Annotated in this window: 15 protein-coding genes; 2 read left to right on the forward strand and 13 right to left on the reverse strand. The window is 72.2% G+C overall.

The genetic code is table 11. The annotated features are described in order from the left end of the window. The 9 genes from cysD to ACFUNE_RS23570 all read right to left on the reverse strand — a co-directional run bounded on the left by cysD (position 1) and on the right by ACFUNE_RS23570 (position 8,284). Complete coding sequence (cysD, locus tag ACFUNE_RS23530) at positions 1-936, reverse strand: sulfate adenylyltransferase subunit CysD (RefSeq protein ID WP_383571357.1); 936 nt, start codon at positions 934-936, stop codon at positions 1-3. Beyond that, positions 933-1,502 carry an adenylyl-sulfate kinase gene (gene cysC, locus ACFUNE_RS23535; protein WP_099174957.1) on the reverse strand — a complete coding sequence of 190 codons (570 nt, stop codon included), beginning with the start codon at positions 1,500-1,502 and terminating at the stop codon, positions 933-935. Before cysC ends, cysD begins: the two co-directional genes overlap by 4 nt. Beyond that, positions 1,502-2,218: a phosphoadenylyl-sulfate reductase gene (locus tag ACFUNE_RS23540; protein WP_383571360.1), complete on the reverse strand. Its 717-nt coding sequence runs from the start codon at positions 2,216-2,218 to the stop codon at positions 1,502-1,504. Before ACFUNE_RS23540 ends, cysC begins: the two co-directional genes overlap by 1 nt. Next, positions 2,215-2,394, reverse strand: a complete 180-nt coding sequence (locus tag ACFUNE_RS23545; protein WP_383571363.1) for a hypothetical protein — start codon at positions 2,392-2,394, stop codon at positions 2,215-2,217. The genes ACFUNE_RS23540 and ACFUNE_RS23545 overlap by 4 nt, the downstream gene beginning before the upstream one ends. Further along, the gene (locus ACFUNE_RS23550; RefSeq protein ID WP_383571366.1) at positions 2,391-4,088 is read right to left on the reverse strand and encodes a nitrite/sulfite reductase; all 1,698 of its coding nucleotides are present in this window, start codon (positions 4,086-4,088) and stop codon (positions 2,391-2,393) included. Before ACFUNE_RS23550 ends, ACFUNE_RS23545 begins: the two co-directional genes overlap by 4 nt. Positions 4,089-4,201: 113 nt before the next feature. Beyond that, entirely contained in the window at positions 4,202-4,285 is an 84-nt protein-coding gene (locus ACFUNE_RS23555; protein ID WP_349817346.1) for a putative leader peptide, read from the reverse strand. 132 nt (positions 4,286-4,417) lie between these two features. Then, the gene (locus ACFUNE_RS23560) at positions 4,418-5,011 is read right to left on the reverse strand and encodes a GNAT family N-acetyltransferase (protein ID WP_383571369.1); all 594 of its coding nucleotides are present in this window, start codon (positions 5,009-5,011) and stop codon (positions 4,418-4,420) included. 49 nt (positions 5,012-5,060) lie between these two features. Beyond that, positions 5,061-6,353, reverse strand: a complete 1,293-nt coding sequence (locus ACFUNE_RS23565; protein ID WP_383571372.1) for a GAF domain-containing protein — start codon at positions 6,351-6,353, stop codon at positions 5,061-5,063. Positions 6,354-6,646: 293 nt separating this feature from the next. Continuing rightward, complete coding sequence (locus tag ACFUNE_RS23570) at positions 6,647-8,284, reverse strand: acyl-CoA dehydrogenase family protein (protein ID WP_383571375.1); 1,638 nt, start codon at positions 8,282-8,284, stop codon at positions 6,647-6,649. 17 nt (positions 8,285-8,301) lie between these two features. On the opposite strand from ACFUNE_RS23570, the gene ACFUNE_RS23575 reads away from it, so the two are divergent. After that, entirely contained in the window at positions 8,302-9,429 is a 1,128-nt protein-coding gene (locus ACFUNE_RS23575) for a YihY/virulence factor BrkB family protein (protein WP_383571378.1), read from the forward strand. 24 nt (positions 9,430-9,453) lie between these two features. After that, entirely contained in the window at positions 9,454-10,215 is a 762-nt protein-coding gene (locus ACFUNE_RS23580) for a DUF6597 domain-containing transcriptional factor (protein ID WP_383571381.1), read from the forward strand. On the opposite strand, the gene ACFUNE_RS23585 is transcribed toward ACFUNE_RS23580, so the two are convergent. The 4 genes from ACFUNE_RS23585 to ACFUNE_RS23600 form a co-directional block, all read right to left on the reverse strand. Beyond that, a complete protein-coding gene (locus tag ACFUNE_RS23585) occupies positions 10,152-10,547 on the reverse strand; it encodes a VOC family protein (RefSeq protein WP_383571384.1) in 396 nt (131 codons plus the stop codon). The two genes, ACFUNE_RS23580 and ACFUNE_RS23585, sit on opposite strands and share 64 nt — an antisense overlap. 83 nt (positions 10,548-10,630) lie before the next feature. Further along, positions 10,631-11,905, reverse strand: a complete 1,275-nt coding sequence (locus ACFUNE_RS23590) for a hypothetical protein (RefSeq protein ID WP_383571387.1) — start codon at positions 11,903-11,905, stop codon at positions 10,631-10,633. Positions 11,906-12,031: 126 nt separating this feature from the next. After that, positions 12,032-12,610 carry a TetR/AcrR family transcriptional regulator gene (locus tag ACFUNE_RS23595; protein ID WP_383571390.1) on the reverse strand — a complete coding sequence of 193 codons (579 nt, stop codon included), beginning with the start codon at positions 12,608-12,610 and terminating at the stop codon, positions 12,032-12,034. A gap of 113 nt (positions 12,611-12,723) precedes the next feature. Beyond that, complete coding sequence (locus tag ACFUNE_RS23600; protein ID WP_383571393.1) at positions 12,724-14,268, reverse strand: 3-hydroxyacyl-CoA dehydrogenase; 1,545 nt, start codon at positions 14,266-14,268, stop codon at positions 12,724-12,726. Positions 14,269-14,327 lie beyond the last annotated feature (59 nt).

The raw sequence follows: 14,327 nt of genomic DNA on the forward strand, positions 1-14,327 counted from the left end.
TTAGAAGTACCCCTCGCGCTTGCGGTCTTCCATCGCGGCCTCGGACATCTTGTCGTCGGCGCGTGTCGCGCCCCGCTCGGTGAGGCGGGAGGCGGCGATCTCGGTGATGACGGCGTCCAGGGTGGTGGCGTCGGAGTCGACGGCGCCGGTGCAGGACATGTCGCCGACGGTGCGGTAGCGGACCTGGCGGGTCTCGGTCTTCTCGTGCTCCTTGGGGCCGCCCCATTCGCCGGCGGTGAGCCACATGCCGGAGCGGCTGAAGACCTCACGCTCGTGGGCGAAGTAGATCTCCGGGAGCTCGATGCCCTCACGCTCGATGTACTGCCAGACGTCGAGCTCGGTCCAGTTGGAGATGGGGAAGACGCGGACGTGCTCGCCGGGGGCGTGGCGGCCGTTGTAGAGCTGCCACAGCTCGGGGCGCTGGCGGCGCGGGTCCCACTGGGAGAACTCGTCGCGCAGCGAGAAGACCCGCTCCTTGGCCCGCGCCTTCTCCTCGTCGCGGCGCCCGCCACCGAACACGGCGTCGAAGCGGTGCTGCTGGATGGCCTCGGTGAGTGGGACCGTCTGCAACGGGTTGCGCGTGCCGTCCGGGCGCTCGCGGAGCTTCCCGGCGTCGATGTACTCCTGGACGGAGGCGACGTGCAGGCGCAGCCCGTGCTTCTCGACGGTGCGGTCGCGGTATTCGAGGACCTCGGGGAAGTTGTGCCCGGTGTCCACGTGCAGGAGCGTGAAGGGGATGGGCGCGGGGGCGAACGCCTTCAGCGCGAGGTGCAGCATCAGGATCGAGTCCTTGCCGCCGGAGAAGAGGATCACCGGCCGCTCGAACTCACCCGCCACCTCACGGAAGATGTGCACCGCCTCCGACTCCAGGGAGTCCAGGTGGCTCAGCGCGTACGGGTTGACGGTGCCATCCGGCACGGTGGCGACGGTGCTCACGCCAGGCCCCTCTCGGTGAGCAGCGCACGAAGCGCCGCTGCGGACTCCTGCACGGTCTGCTGGTGCGACTCGATCCGCAGATCCGGCGACTCGGGCGCCTCGTAGGGGTCGTCGACCCCGGTGAGACCGCTGATCTCGCCCGCGGCCTGCTTGGCGTACAGCCCCTTCACATCGCGCTCGGAGCACACCTCGACCGGGGTCGCGACGTGCACCTCCAGATACGCGGTGCCCTCCTGCTGATGACGCTTGCGCACCGCGTCACGGCTGTCGGCGTACGGCGCGATGACGGGGACGAGGGCCTTCACGCCGTTGGCGGCCAGCAGTTCGGCGACGAAGCCGATCCGCTGGACGTTGGTGTGCCGGTCCTCGCGGGAGAAGCCGAGGCCCGCGGAGAGGAACTCCCGGATCTCGTCGCCGTCGAGCACCTCGACCCGGTGCCCGTCCGCGCGCAGCCGCCCCGCCAGCTCGTAGGCGATGGTGGTCTTGCCGGCGCTCGGCAGACCGGTGAGCCAGACGGTGGCTCCCGTCTCCGTCACGCTCATCGATATCTCCTGATCAGTCGTCATCAGCCGTGCAGCCCGCATTCGGTCTTGCCGCGCCCGGCCCAGCGGCCGGCCCGTGCGTCCTCGCCCTCCAGCACCCGCCGGGTGCAGGGCGCGCAGCCGACGGAGGCGTAGCCGTCCATCAGCAGCGGGTTGGTCAGTACGCCGTGTTCGGCCACGTAGGCGTCCACGTCCTCCTGGGCCCACCGGGCGATCGGCGAGACCTTGACCTTGCGGCGCTTCTCGTCCCAGCCCACGACCGGGGTGTTCGCCCGGGTGGGGGACTCGTCGCGGCGCAGGCCGGTCGCCCAGGCCGCGTAGGCGGTCAGTCCCTCCTCGAGGGGCTTGACCTTCCGCAGCGCGCAGCACAGGTCGGGGTCGCGGTCGTGCAGCTCCGGTCCGTACTCGGCGTCCTGCTCGGCCACCGACTGGCGCGGCGTCAGCGTGATGAGGTTGACGTCCATCACGGCACCCACCGCGTCCCGCGTGCCGATGGTCTCCTCGAAGTGGTAGCCGGTGTCCAGGAAGACCACGTCCACACCGGGGAGGACCTGGGAAGCCAGGTGCGCGACGACCGCGTCCTCCATGGAGGACGTGACGCAGAAGCGCTTGCCGAACGTGTCGGCCGCCCACCTCAGGATGTCGAGAGCCGAGGCGTCCTCCAGGTCGCGCCCGGCGCGCACCGCCAGATCCTTCAGGGCCTCGTCGGTGAGCTCGGCAGCGTGCAGAGTGTCCGTCATGTCCCGTCCCCTTCTACGTCGTCGCGCTTGAGTCCCCGGGTCAGGAGACCCACGAACTTCAGCTGGAACGCGCGGTTGCAGGAAGCACATTCCCAGGCGCCGTGCCCGGTCTCGTGCGGGCGGAGGTCCTCGTCGCCGCAGTACGGGCAGTAGAACGGCGCGGCTCGTTCGCTCATGTCAGCGACTCCGCGTCGGCGCGGGCCGCCCACGTCGCGAAGCGCTCGCCGTCCTCGCGCTCCTCCTGGAACTTACCGAGCACCCGCTCGACGTAGTCCGGGAGTTCGGCCGAGGTGACCTTGAGGCCGCGGACCTTGCGGCCGAAACCGGCCTCCAGGCCGAGCGCGCCGCCCAGGTGCACCTGGTAGCCCTCGACCTGGTTGCCGTCGCCGTCCAGCATGAGCTGGCCCTTGAGGCCGATGTCCGCGGTCTGGATGCGGGCGCAGGCGTTGGGGCAGCCGTTGATGTTGATGGAGAGCGGCTCCTCGAAGTCCGGCATGCGGCGCTCCAGTTCGTCGATGAGCGCGGCACCCCGCGCCTTCGTCTCGACGATCGCCAGCTTGCAGAACTCGATACCGGTGCAGGCCATCGTGCCGCGCCGGAAGGGGGAGGCGTTCACCTGGAAGCCGAGTGCCTCCAGCCCTGCGGTCAGCGACTCGATCCGGTCCTGCTCGACGTCCAGGACGAGCATCTTCTGCTCGACGGTGGTGCGGACCCGGCCCGAGCCGTGTGCCTCGGCCAGGTCGGCGATCTTGGCCAGGGTCGAGCCGTCCACCCGGCCGACGCGCGGCGCGAAGCCCACGTAGAAGCGCCCGTCCTGCTGCGCGTGCACACCGATGTGGTCGCGCCAGCGGGAGGAGGGCTGCGCGGGCGGCGGTCCGTCCAGCATCGGGCGCTTGAGGTACTCGTCCTGAAGGATCTGGCGGAACTTCTCGGGCCCCCAGTCGGCCATCAGGAACTTCAGGCGGGCACGGGTGCGCAGCCGGCGGTAGCCGTAGTCGCGGAAGATCCCGACGACACCGGCCCACACGTCGGCGACCTCGTCCAGCGGCACCCAGGCGCCCAGCCGTTCGGCGAAGCGCGGGTTGGTGGAGAGCCCGCCGCCGACCCACAGGTCGAAGCCGGGGCCGTGCTCCGGGTGGTCGACGCCCACGAACGCGATGTCGTTGATCTCGTGCACCACGTCCTGGACCGGAGAGCCGGAGATCGCGGTCTTGAACTTGCGGGGCAGGTTGGAGAACTCCTTGCTGCCGATGTACCTCTCGTGGATCTCGTCGACGGCGGGCGTGCCGTCGATGATCTCGTCCGCGGCGATGCCGGCCACCGGCGAACCGATGATCACGCGGGGGCAGTCGCCGCAGGCCTCGGTGGTCGAGAGCCCGACGGCCTCGAGCTTCTCCCAGATCGCCGGGACGTCCTCGATGCGGATCCAGTGCAGCTGGACGTTCTGCCGGTCGGTGACGTCGGCGGTGCCGCGCGCGTACTCCTGCGAGATCTCGCCGATGACGCGCAGCTGCGCGGTCGTCAGCCTCCCGCCGTCGATGCGCACGCGGAGCATGAAGTAGCGGTCGTCCAGCTCCTCCGGCTCCAGGACCGCGGTCTTGCCGCCGTCGATTCCGGGCTTGCGCTGCGTGTACAGGCCCCACCAGCGCATGCGTCCGCGCAGGTCGTTCGGGTCGATGGAGTCGAACCCGCGCTTGGAGTAGATCGTCTCGATGCGTGTCCGCACATTGAGACTGTCGTCGTCCTTCTTGAACTGCTCGTTCCCGTTCAGCGGGGTGAAGTGACCCATGGCCCACTGACCTTCACCACGGTGACGTCCGGCCTTGCGGCGGGGCGTGGCGGTAGCAGGCTTCTCGGGGCTGGCGGCCATGGCAATACGTCCTTCGGGACTGCAGGAGGGCGGCTCTGAACTGCACACTCGCGTGAGGCGCGGCGGTGCGCAGGGGTGGAGCGGACTTCAGGAAATCGCGGTGCTGGAGAGTCTCAGCGGACCGGACAGATGGCGCTGGACATGCGGCCGAGGTCGACGTGGCGCCGACTCACCAAGGCAATTCCAGTTCCAGACATGACGGAAGCGTGTCACGCGGATCTCGGGCCAGTCCACCACGATCCATCATGTGGACGAGATGGTCCCGGTATGTGAGACAGTGTGGTGTCGATCACGCTGTCGTGTCGACAAACCGACAGGGCGGGCCTGAGTCAGGCGTGCGCGCCGGGCCAGGGGCCGGGGTTCGCGACATCGGGCTCCCGTTCGATCTTGGTGTCGAACAGACGGAAACCCCGTCGCAGGTAGTTGTCCATCGCGTGCGGGCCGTCATTGGAGCACGTGTGCACCCACACCCGCTTCGTCGGGGTCCTGTCCGGATGCCGCTCCGCGAGGTCCCAGGCGCGCGCCACTCCGTACGACAGCAGGTGTCCGCCGATCCGGCGGCCCCGGAAGGCCGGGATCAGCCCGAAGTAGGCGACCTCCACCGCACCGTCCTCCTGGGCGTCGAGCTCGATGAACCCCGCCGGTGTCCCGTTCTCGTACGCCACCCACGTCTCGGATCCCGGACGCTCCAGGATCTCCTGCCACTGCGCGTAGGTGAGGCCGAGCCGGTCGGTCCAGCGGACGTCCCCGCCCACCGCCGTGTAGAGGAACCGGCTGAACTCGGGCAGTGGTGTCTCCGCGCGTACGACCGTGACGCCGGCCGCCGGTGCGGCCGCGGGGCTCAGATCGGCGGGTGACGTCTGTTCCAGGGACCAGACGGTCACGTCGGAGACGGCGGGGGCGGAGGGGGTGAGGTCGCTCATGGCGGTCAGAAAACCATGGTTGCGGCCCCTTGCCCAAACCTGGGCCGGCTCAGGCCGTCCGCGCGGGCGTACGCGCCCCGACCACCACCGGAGCCGTCGAGCGGGGCAGCAGGTCGGCCGGCTCGTCCGGGTGGACGATCTCCACCGCCACGCCCTCGCGGAACCGGTACGGGCGGTGGGCCAGCACCTCCGCGAGATGGCGGCGCATCCGCGATATCTCGGCCCGCACGGTCACCGTCCTGGTGGCGTCGCCGAACACGTCCTCGGCCAGCTCCGCCGCCGTGCGCCCCTCCCGGTGCAGGGCCAGCGCGTACAGCAGCTCCGCGTGACGGGGCGAGAGCCGGCGGGTCCAGCTGCCCACGGGACCCGCCACATGGAGCGTGAGCCCCCGCTCCCGGCTCAGATCGAGCACCACGCGGCGCGGCGGCCCGTCGTGCGCGCCCTCCGCGACCTGCACCAGCCAGCCGCCGGGCAGCGGCTCCACCCGGCACATCCCGAGAGAGGCCAGCCACACCGTGCCCGGCTCCAGCGACTTCGGCAGCGGCAGCCGGTCCACGGGCGGCATCCCGCTGACGGCGGCCAGCCAGCCGTGGGCGTCCACCACCAGGGCGCGGCCGCCCAGCCGGCAGAGGATGGGGGCGGCCACCGAGCGCAGCCGCTCGATCGCCACCAGGTGTCGGCTGCGCAGCTCGCTCTCCGCCAGCGCCGCCACCGAGCCGACCAGCGCCAGCGTCGCCGGGTGGAAGGTGGAGGCGGGCCCGCTGATGTCGACGATGCCCATCAGCCGGCCGTCCCGGGGGTCGCGCACCGGGGCCGCCGCGCAGGTCCAGCCGTGCAGGGCGCGGATGAAGTGCTCGGCGGAGTGGACCTGGACGGGGGTGCGCGCGGCGAGCGCGGTACCGATGGCGTTCGTCCCCGTCGCCGACTCCGCCCAGGCGGCGCCCTCCTCCAGGCAGATGTCCTTGGCCCGGCGCATCACGGCCGCATGACCCTGACGCCACAGGACCCGGCCCTCGGTGTCGGTGACCACCATGATCTGCTGCGCGGCGTCCGCGATCGTGGCCAGCCCCTCCCGCAGCAGGGGCATGACCTCACCGAGCACGGTGCCCCTGCGCCGGTGCTCGATCTCGCCCGACTCCAGCAGCCTGCTCTCCGGTGACTGCTCCGGATCGATCCCGCTGCGCAGCACGCGGTCCCAGGACGCGTCGATCTCCGCGCGCGGAACGGCGGACGTGCGCTCTCCCGTCAGCCTGGCCTCCCGCGCACGGTGGATCAGGCGCTCGGTCACCGCGGGGTGAGAGGCTTTTTCCGGCCGTGCCGACGGGACAGGGCGTGTGTCCATGACGAGTCCCCCAATGAAGCGTGGGCCCGGCGCGGAAGAGAGGAACCGGTCCCGGAGGAACCATCCTGCCGTGCGGAAGTCCTCCTGACTCGTACTCCACGCAATGGTTGCAACCCTTTGCAACTCTGGTGACGGGCCGCGGACCGTACGAGAGTGGCGTAACGCCGTGCGGGGAGTCCTCGACCCGCCGTGCGGTGGTGCACAAGCGTGGAGGGTGGTGCCGTGTCGGCGCAGCACCACCCTCCGTCGTTTGTCCCCGGTCCCTGACCCGGCCGGTCCGGACGGGACCGCCCTCAGCCCTCCTGGGCGCGTGCGCGCTCCACCACCGCGGCCAGATCCAGACTGTGCGGCAGCGTCCCGAAGGCCGAGCCCCAGTCCCCGCCCAGCCGTGAGGCGCAGAACGCGTCCGCGACCTCCGGCGGTGCCCAGCGGAGCAGCAGCGAACCCTGCAGCACCAGGGCCATCCGCTCCACCAGCCGCCTCGCCCGCGCCTCGGCGGCGTCCAGATCCGCCAGCTCGGTCAGCAGGTCCCTGATCGCCGCGTCGAGACGGTGGTCGGCGCCGCGCGCCTTCCCCACCTCCTGGAGGAAGGCGTTGAGCGCCCGCGGTTCACGCTGCAGCGCCCGCAGCACATCGAGGGCCTGTACGTTGCCCGAGCCCTCCCAGATCGAGTTGAGCGGTGCCTCGCGCAGCAGCCGGGGCATCCCGGACTCCTCGACGTAGCCGTTGCCGCCGAGGCACTCCAGGGCCTCCCCGACGACCGCCGTGCACCGCTTCGTCACCCAGTACTTGGCGGCCGGCACCGCGATCCGCAGGAAGGCCCGTTCCTCCTCCGTGTCCGCGTCGTACGCGGCGGCCAGCCGCAGTGCGAGCGTCGTCGCCGCCTCCGACTCCAGGGCCAGGTCGGCCAGTACGTTGCGCATCAGCGGCTTCTCGATCAGCAGCCCGCCGAACGCGCTGCGGTAGGCGCTGTGGTGGATCGCCTGCGCCACCGCCTGGCGCATCAGCGCCGCCGAACCGACCACGCAGTCCAGCCGGGTCGCCGCCACCATCTCGATGATGGTGCGCACCCCGCGCCCCTCCTCGCCGACCCGGCGGGCCCACGTCCCGTCGAACTCGACCTCGCTGGAGGCGTTGGACCTGTTGCCCAGCTTGTCCTTGAGGCGCTGGATCGCGAACACGTTGCGGGCGCCGTCCGGCAGGACCCGGGGCACGAGGAAGCAGCTCAGCCCGCCGGGGGCCTGCGCCAGCACCAGGAAGCCGTCCGACATGGGCGCCGAACAGAACCACTTGTGGCCGGTGAGCAGGTACTCCCCCTCGCCCGCCAGCGGTTCGGCGCGGGTGGTGTTGGACCGCACGTCGGTGCCGCCCTGCTTCTCCGTCATGCCCATCCCGAAGAGCACGCCGGCCTTCTGCGACGAGGGCCGCAGCCCCTCCTCGTACACGTGCGAGGTCAGGAGCGGTTCCCACTCCGCGGCCAGGGCCGGGTCGGTCCGCAGCGCCGGGACCGCCGCGTGCGTCATCGACAGCGGGCATCCGTGTCCCGCCTCGGCCTGCGTCCAGACCAGGAACCCCGCCGCGCGCCGGACATGGCCGCCCTGCCTGCCCCAGGCGTCCGTCAGCCCCGCCGTGACCGCGTGCCCCAGCAGCCGGTGCCACGCCGGATGGAAGTCCACCTCGTCGACGCGGTGCCCGTAGCGGTCGTGCGTACGCAGCTCCGGCGGGTTCTCGTTGGCCTCCGCACCCCACCGCTGGGCCTGGAGTGAGCCGGCGGACCGGCCCAGCCCGCCGAGTTCCTCCCGGGCCTCGCCGAGGATCCCGGGCGCGAGATGCCGCTCGACGGCCTCCGTCAGCGCCCGGTCCGCGGCGAAGACGTCGTAGCCGACCAGCGGCGGTACCTGGTTGGTCACTGTGTGGGTGGTAGGTGCCATGCCGTTACGGTAAGGAGGTGCAGGCAGCAAATGAAACACCCGAGCGGCCACCGGGCCGGCTCCACCGGGCTCGCGTCCTCTACCGCAACGTGTCGAAGCGGCAGATGGCATGGCAGTTGCTCAAGGACACGGTCAATTCGTGTGTCGAGTACCGCATCCTCGGCCTCGCGGCCGAGGCGGCGTTCTTCACCCTGCTGTCCCTGCCTCCGCTGCTGCTCGGCCTGATCGGGCTGCTCGGTTACGTCGACGACTGGACGTCCACCACGACGGTCGCCTCCATCGAGCGCAACATCCTGGGCGCGGTGCAGACGGTGCTGTCCGAGCGGGGCGTCAACGACATCGCCAAGCCGCTCATAGCCGACGTGACCACGGGCGCGCGCCCCGACGTCATCTCCATCGGCTTCGCGATCGCGCTCTGGTCGGGTTCACGCGCGGTGAACGTCTTCATCGACACCATCACCGTGATGTACGGGCTCGACGGCCACCGCGGCATCGTCAAGACCCGGCTGCTCGCCTTCCTGCTCTACGTGGTCGCCCTGCTGCTGGGTGCCGTGGTGCTGCCGCTGCTGGTGGTCGGACCCGACCGGGTGGTCGAGTTCGTCCCGTGGGGCACCGAGGTGCTGGCCGTCATGTACTGGCCGCTGGTCATCGTCCTCTCCATCGCCTTCCTGACGACGCTCTACCACGTGTCCGTCCCGGTCCGTTCGCCGTGGATAGAGGACGTGCCCGGGGCGCTCGTGGCGCTCGGCATGTGGGTGATGGGCAGTTTCCTGCTGCGGATCTACCTCACGAGCACGGTCGAAGGGCCCACCATCTACGGCTCGTTGGCCGCCCCCATCGCCGTCCTGCTATGGATAGGTATCTCCGCTTTCGCCGTACTCGTCGGTGCTGCGGTCAACGCGGCGATCGACCGCGTCTGGCCCTCGCTGGCCACGGCGGCGGCGCGCGCGGTCACCGAGCGCGCACGGGCGGCGCAGGCCGCCGAACTCCTCGCCCGTACCCAGGCGGCGAACTGGGACGCGTACGCGGACGACGAGGACGACGTGTCCATGCCCTCCGAATTCCCCGAGCGCTGGTCCCGCTTCCTCCCCCCGGACGACGTGAAGTCCCGTCTCCACGGCAACCGCGACAAGGACGCCCCCTGAGGGCCCTTCGCTAACCTGGTGACCATGGGCGCACAGTACGAGGAGCGGGCATCGCGCTTCGGCGGCGCCGTCCTCTGGACCTGGAGCGGCCCGCGCGACCCCGCCCGGCCGGTGCTCCCCGACGGCTGCATGGACCTGCTGTGGGCCGGTGACCGGCTGCTGGTCGCGGGCCCCGACACCCACGCGTTCACCCCTGCCGCGGCGCTCTCCGCCACCTGCGCGGGCATCCGATTCGCCCCCGGCACCGCACCCGCACTCCTGGGCGTGCCGGCACACGAGCTGCGCGACCGCCGGGTCGCCCTCGACGCCCTCTGGCCGGACCGGGAGGTCCGCGGGCTCACCGAGCGCATCGGCGCGGCCGACGACCCGGCCGCCGCACTCGAGGGCCTCGCGCTGCACCGGGCGGCCGCCACCGGGCCCCCGGACCCGCTCATGGAGTCCGTCGCCGCACAGCTGCGAGAAGGGCGTTCCGTCGCCGCGACCGCACGGACGGCCGGGCTCGGCGCCCGCCAGCTGCACCGCCGTTCGCTGGCCGCGTTGGGCTACGGCCCCAAGATGCTGGCCAGGGTCCTCAGGCTGCAACGCGCCCTGGACCTCGTACGCGCGGGAACGCCGTTCGCCGAGGCCGCGTACGCCTCGGGCTGCACGGACCAGGCGCATCTGGCCCGCGAGATGCGGGACCTGGCCGGTACGACGCTCGGCGGCTACCTGGCCGGGACCGGCTACGCCGGATTGGCGGCGAAGAGCGAGACCGCGCAGCCGTCGGGGTCCAGGACGACCGCGTAACGCTGCCCCCAGACGGCGTCCCAGGGCCTCAGATGGCCCTCGTGTCCGGCGCCGGTCAGATCGGCGTACACCGCGTCCACCTCCGCGGGACTGTCGCAGAGGAAGGCGAGCCCGAGGCGCTCGCCGCCCTTCGGCCCCGTCCAGTCCGGGTCGAAGGAACGGACGACGTCCTCGGTGTCCCACAGCAGGCGCTGCCCTCCGGGAAGGGCCACCTCGACATGGGGAGCCGACTCGGCCCCGGCGGGGATGTCGAGCCCGAGCCTGCGGTAGAAGGCGAGCGATGCGGCCAGGTCGGAGGTGGTGACGGAGATCGCGTCGAGTCGTGGAGTCATGGGACGACCGTAGGCCGGGGCCCGCCTCCCGGTCTTGTACGAAACGGTCACGGGCCCCGCCGGCCGGGGCTCTCCACCGGATGTCAGGGCAGGTCGACGACGACGCGGCCGGGTCCGTCACCGCCCGCCGCCGTTCCGGGGCGCTGTCCGGCGGACCGCAGGAAGACGTTCTCCGGGTAGAGCCGGCCGAGCAGCGCCAGGGCGACGAGGCCGTCCTGGCCGGTGGCGTCCAGCGTGACGTCGTCGTCCTGCGTCCACACCAGCCCGGGTGCTCCCAGTACGGACCGGAGGCCGGCGGTCCGGGCGGCACCGGCGGCCGTGGTGCCCGGACCGGGGGCGGGGCGGGCGAAGCGGTGCCCGCGCAGGGCCTGCCCGAGGTCGGCGTGCGCGGTCGTGTCCCCGAGGGTCACCTCGATACGGGCGGTACGGGTCCCGTCGACGGCCGGACCGGTGACGACGCGGCCGGTGGCCCGCCCCTCGGCCCCGGCCGCGGGCGGCAGATCCGCGGCCGGGGTGCGGGGTTCGGTGTAGTAGTCGGCCGCCTCGGCGACGTACGTGACCGTCCCCTCGGAGGAGGCTGAGGGGCGCCAGGTCAGCAGGTGCCTGGGCGCGGTGAGGGGCTCTCCGTCGAGGACGGCCGGCAGGACGGTGCCGCCGTCGTGGTCGAAGCCGTATCCCGCCGGGCCGGAGCCGCCGGTGACGACGTGCCGGGCGAAGTCCACGATGCTGGTGTGCCGGATCCGGCGGACCAGGAGCTCGGTGAGGAAGCGGTCGCGGTCCTGCTCGACGGCGCGGAGTCCCGTCGGGGTGACGCGGAGCGGGACGTCCTGCCAGTTGGTGAAGGGCAGCAGGGAGTCGCGGAGCAGGACCATCTGGTGGATCCACTCGTTGTAGAGCTGGATCGTGACGGGTCCGCCGCGGCTGCCCATGAGCAGATCGGTCGCGGGGTGGGTGAGCAGATGCCCGTAGCAGTGGCTCCGGACGACCAGGGGACCCGCGGGCAGCGGGACCGGGTCGCTCAGCAGCCGGCGCAGGGCCGAGACCGACCACGAGGCGATCTCCCGGCCGATCGTCCAGGCCTGCGCGCCCAGTTCGCGGGTTGCCGAGGTGCTGTCCGGGCCGATGGCCAGGGGCAGGGAGGTCTCCCGGGTGCCGAGGGCGAGCGTCGCGCGGATCTGGGCCTCCAGCACGTCGCCGTCGGCCTCCCGCAGCGCGTTGTCGTCGATGACGCCCTGCAGCAGCGGCTCCGCGCCGGCGAAGAACTGGCGGGCGGTCATGGTCCCGGTCGTCGGGAAGGTGTTCCATCGGGAGCCGCCGAGGGAGTGTGCGGTCGCGGTCGTCGTCTGCGAGGGGTGCATGGATCCTCCGGGGTGAGGCGGGCGTGGACGGTGCGGGTCTCGTCGGGAAGCGGGGGCCGCGCTCCGCTCCGGAAGAGCACGGGTTCTTTTCTGGAACGAGTGATACAGATTCAGGCCATGAAGAAATCAGTCGAGGACGCCCAGCGCGACCTCCACGAGGGGTTCGAGGGTGCGCGCGTCCGGTGTGATCTTCGAGGACACGAGCAGCCCGCCGAGAAAGGTGACGAAGAAGGCGGCCAGTGTGTGCGGGTCGTGGCGTGCCGCGATCTCGCCCCGCTCGGCCGCCCCGCGCAGCAGTTCGGTGAGCGCCTCCCCGCCGGCCTCCTGGATGTCCCGCACGGTGCGCCGGGTCGCCGGGTCCGCCGGTGCGCGCTCACAGACGGCGTTGGTCGCCAGGCAGCCCCGGCCGTCGTGCCCGACCCCGATCCTGATCCGCTCGACCAGGAGGGTCCGGATCGCCGACCGGACGTCCGCCCCCTCGTCGAGGCTGCGCAGGGCGTCCGCCGCGAGGGTGGTCCTGTAGTGCTCCAGTGCCGCCCGGTACAGGCCGTCCTTGTCGCCGAACGCCGCGTACAGGGACCCCTGGCCGATGCCGAGGTGCGCGGTCAGGTCGCGGACCGAGGTCGCCTCGTAGCCGCGTGTCCAGAACAGGTCCATCGCGCGGCTCACCGCCGCCTCGGTGTCGAACTCCCGGGTCCTCGCCATGCGTTCACGGTAACCCAACTGGAACGCTCGCTCAAGAAAGGCGGGGGAAGAGCCGGGGCCGCCCCGTCGGAACTGCCGGGGCGGCCGCCGGCTCCCCGCCGGGAGCGCGAGGCCTACCGGTCGCCCGCGGGGCCGGTGCAGTCGGCGGGCGAGGTGCCCGGGTCCGTCAGCGGCAGTCCCAGCTGAGCGCGCTCCGTGAGCCAGCGGGTCGGCCGGTGCCTCGGGTCGCCGGTCGTCGCGTGCAGCGCCCGCTGGAGGTCCAGCAGCCGCGCGGCGCCGATGCGGTCGCCCCAGGCCAGCGGGCCCACCGGGTAGCCGAGGCCGGTCGTCACGGCGAGGTCGATGTCCGCCGGGGTGGCCAGCGAGCGCTCCGCGATCGACGCGGCGACCGAGACCACCGAGGCGAGCAGCCGCTGCGCCACCGAACCCGCGGTGTCCCGCACCACCGAGACGGCGTGGGGCTCCGTGCCGTCCGCCGCACGGGCCAGGACCGCCCGCGCGTCCCGCGCGGCGGCCGGGTCGGCCGCGGGGGTCACCGCCAGGACCCGGCGGCGGCCCGCCGCGGGCAGCGGGTCGACGCCGAAGGTGCGCATGGCGGGCAGCCCCAGCGAGGCCACCGCCGCTGCCACCGTGGTGCCCCAGACGGGGACCAGGACCACTGCGCCCCCGGAGGGCTCCGGGCCGCTCTCGACCGTGGCCCCGGCGGAGGTCAGTGCCTTCCGCAGTTCCTCGCCGTCCGCGCCCGCCACGAACACCGGCCGGCCGGAGTCGCCCGTCACCGGCGGTTCCGGGGCCGCCGCGGGCGCCTCGGGGCCGTAGGTGAACCAGCCCTGCCCGGTCTTGCGGCCGTGCAGACCCGCGGTCACCCGGTTCGGGGTGAGGTAGGAGGGGCGGAGCCGGTCCTCGTGGCGGAAGCCCTGCCAGATCGAGTCGATCACGGCAGCGGTGACGTCGAGCCCTGTGAGGTCCATCAGTTCGAACGGGCCCATGCGCAGCCCCAGCACGTCCCGGGCGATCCGGTCGATGTCCGCCGGGTCCGCCACCGACTCCTCCAGCAGCGCCAGGGCCTCCGTCACCAGGCCCCGCCCGGCGTGGTTGACCAGGAAACCGGGGGTGTCGGCGACGGTCACCGCCCGATGGCCGCAGCTCTCGACCAGAGCGGTCAGGGCCGGAGGGATCTCCGGGCGGGTCGCGGCGCCCGGCACGACCTCGACGATCCTCATCAGCGGTACGGGATTGAAGAAGTGCAGCCCTGCCAGGCGCGCCGGATCCCGCAGCGTGGCGGCGATCCCGGTCACCGACAGGGACGAGGTGTTGGTCGCGAAGACGGTGGAGTCCGGCAGGGCCTCCTCCAGCCTCCCGAACACCTCGGCCTTGGTGTCCAGGTCCTCCCGTACGGCCTCGATGACCAGCTCGACCTCCGGGCCCCGCGCCCACGGATCGTCCAGCGGCACCAGCCGTTCCAGGGCCGCGGCAGCGTCGCCGGAGGTCATCCGGCCCTTCTGGACCGCGCGCTCCAGCATGGACCGCACGAAGTCCACGGCCGCCGTCACCGCCTCGGTCCTGACGTCGCAGACCTCGACGGTGTGCCCGGCGACGGCGGCCCACTGGGCGATGCCCCGGCCCATGGCTCCGGCTCCGACGATCCTGATACGCATGGTGGTGACGTCCTCTCGGCAGGTGTGCTCGATGGCAGCGGCGGCGGACGCGGCCGGGT

It is taken from the genome of Streptomyces sp. NPDC057287 (assembly GCF_042667905.1).
Taxonomy (GTDB): Bacteria; Actinomycetota; Actinomycetes; order Streptomycetales; family Streptomycetaceae; genus Streptomyces.

Coding starts and splice junctions, on each gene's coding strand:
- ACFUNE_RS23580 (WP_383571381.1), top strand. CDS start 9,454: ATGGGCGCACAGTACGAGGAGCGGGCATCGCGCTTCGGCGGCGCCGTC.
- ACFUNE_RS23595 (WP_383571390.1), bottom strand. CDS start 12,610: ATGGCGAGGACCCGGGAGTTCGACACCGAGGCGGCGGTGAGCCGCGCG.
- ACFUNE_RS23570 (WP_383571375.1), bottom strand. CDS start 8,284: ATGGCACCTACCACCCACACAGTGACCAACCAGGTACCGCCGCTGGTC.
- ACFUNE_RS23550 (WP_383571366.1), bottom strand. CDS start 4,088: ATGGCCGCCAGCCCCGAGAAGCCTGCTACCGCCACGCCCCGCCGCAAG.
- ACFUNE_RS23555 (WP_349817346.1), bottom strand. CDS start 4,285: ATGTCTGGAACTGGAATTGCCTTGGTGAGTCGGCGCCACGTCGACCTC.
- ACFUNE_RS23590 (WP_383571387.1), bottom strand. CDS start 11,905: ATGCACCCCTCGCAGACGACGACCGCGACCGCACACTCCCTCGGCGGC.
- ACFUNE_RS23545 (WP_383571363.1), bottom strand. CDS start 2,394: ATGAGCGAACGAGCCGCGCCGTTCTACTGCCCGTACTGCGGCGACGAG.
- ACFUNE_RS23600 (WP_383571393.1), bottom strand. CDS start 14,268: ATGCGTATCAGGATCGTCGGAGCCGGAGCCATGGGCCGGGGCATCGCC.
- ACFUNE_RS23540 (WP_383571360.1), bottom strand. CDS start 2,218: ATGACGGACACTCTGCACGCTGCCGAGCTCACCGACGAGGCCCTGAAG.
- cysC (WP_099174957.1), bottom strand. CDS start 1,502: ATGACGACTGATCAGGAGATATCGATGAGCGTGACGGAGACGGGAGCC.
- ACFUNE_RS23560 (WP_383571369.1), bottom strand. CDS start 5,011: ATGAGCGACCTCACCCCCTCCGCCCCCGCCGTCTCCGACGTGACCGTC.
- ACFUNE_RS23585 (WP_383571384.1), bottom strand. CDS start 10,547: ATGACTCCACGACTCGACGCGATCTCCGTCACCACCTCCGACCTGGCC.
- ACFUNE_RS23565 (WP_383571372.1), bottom strand. CDS start 6,353: ATGGACACACGCCCTGTCCCGTCGGCACGGCCGGAAAAAGCCTCTCAC.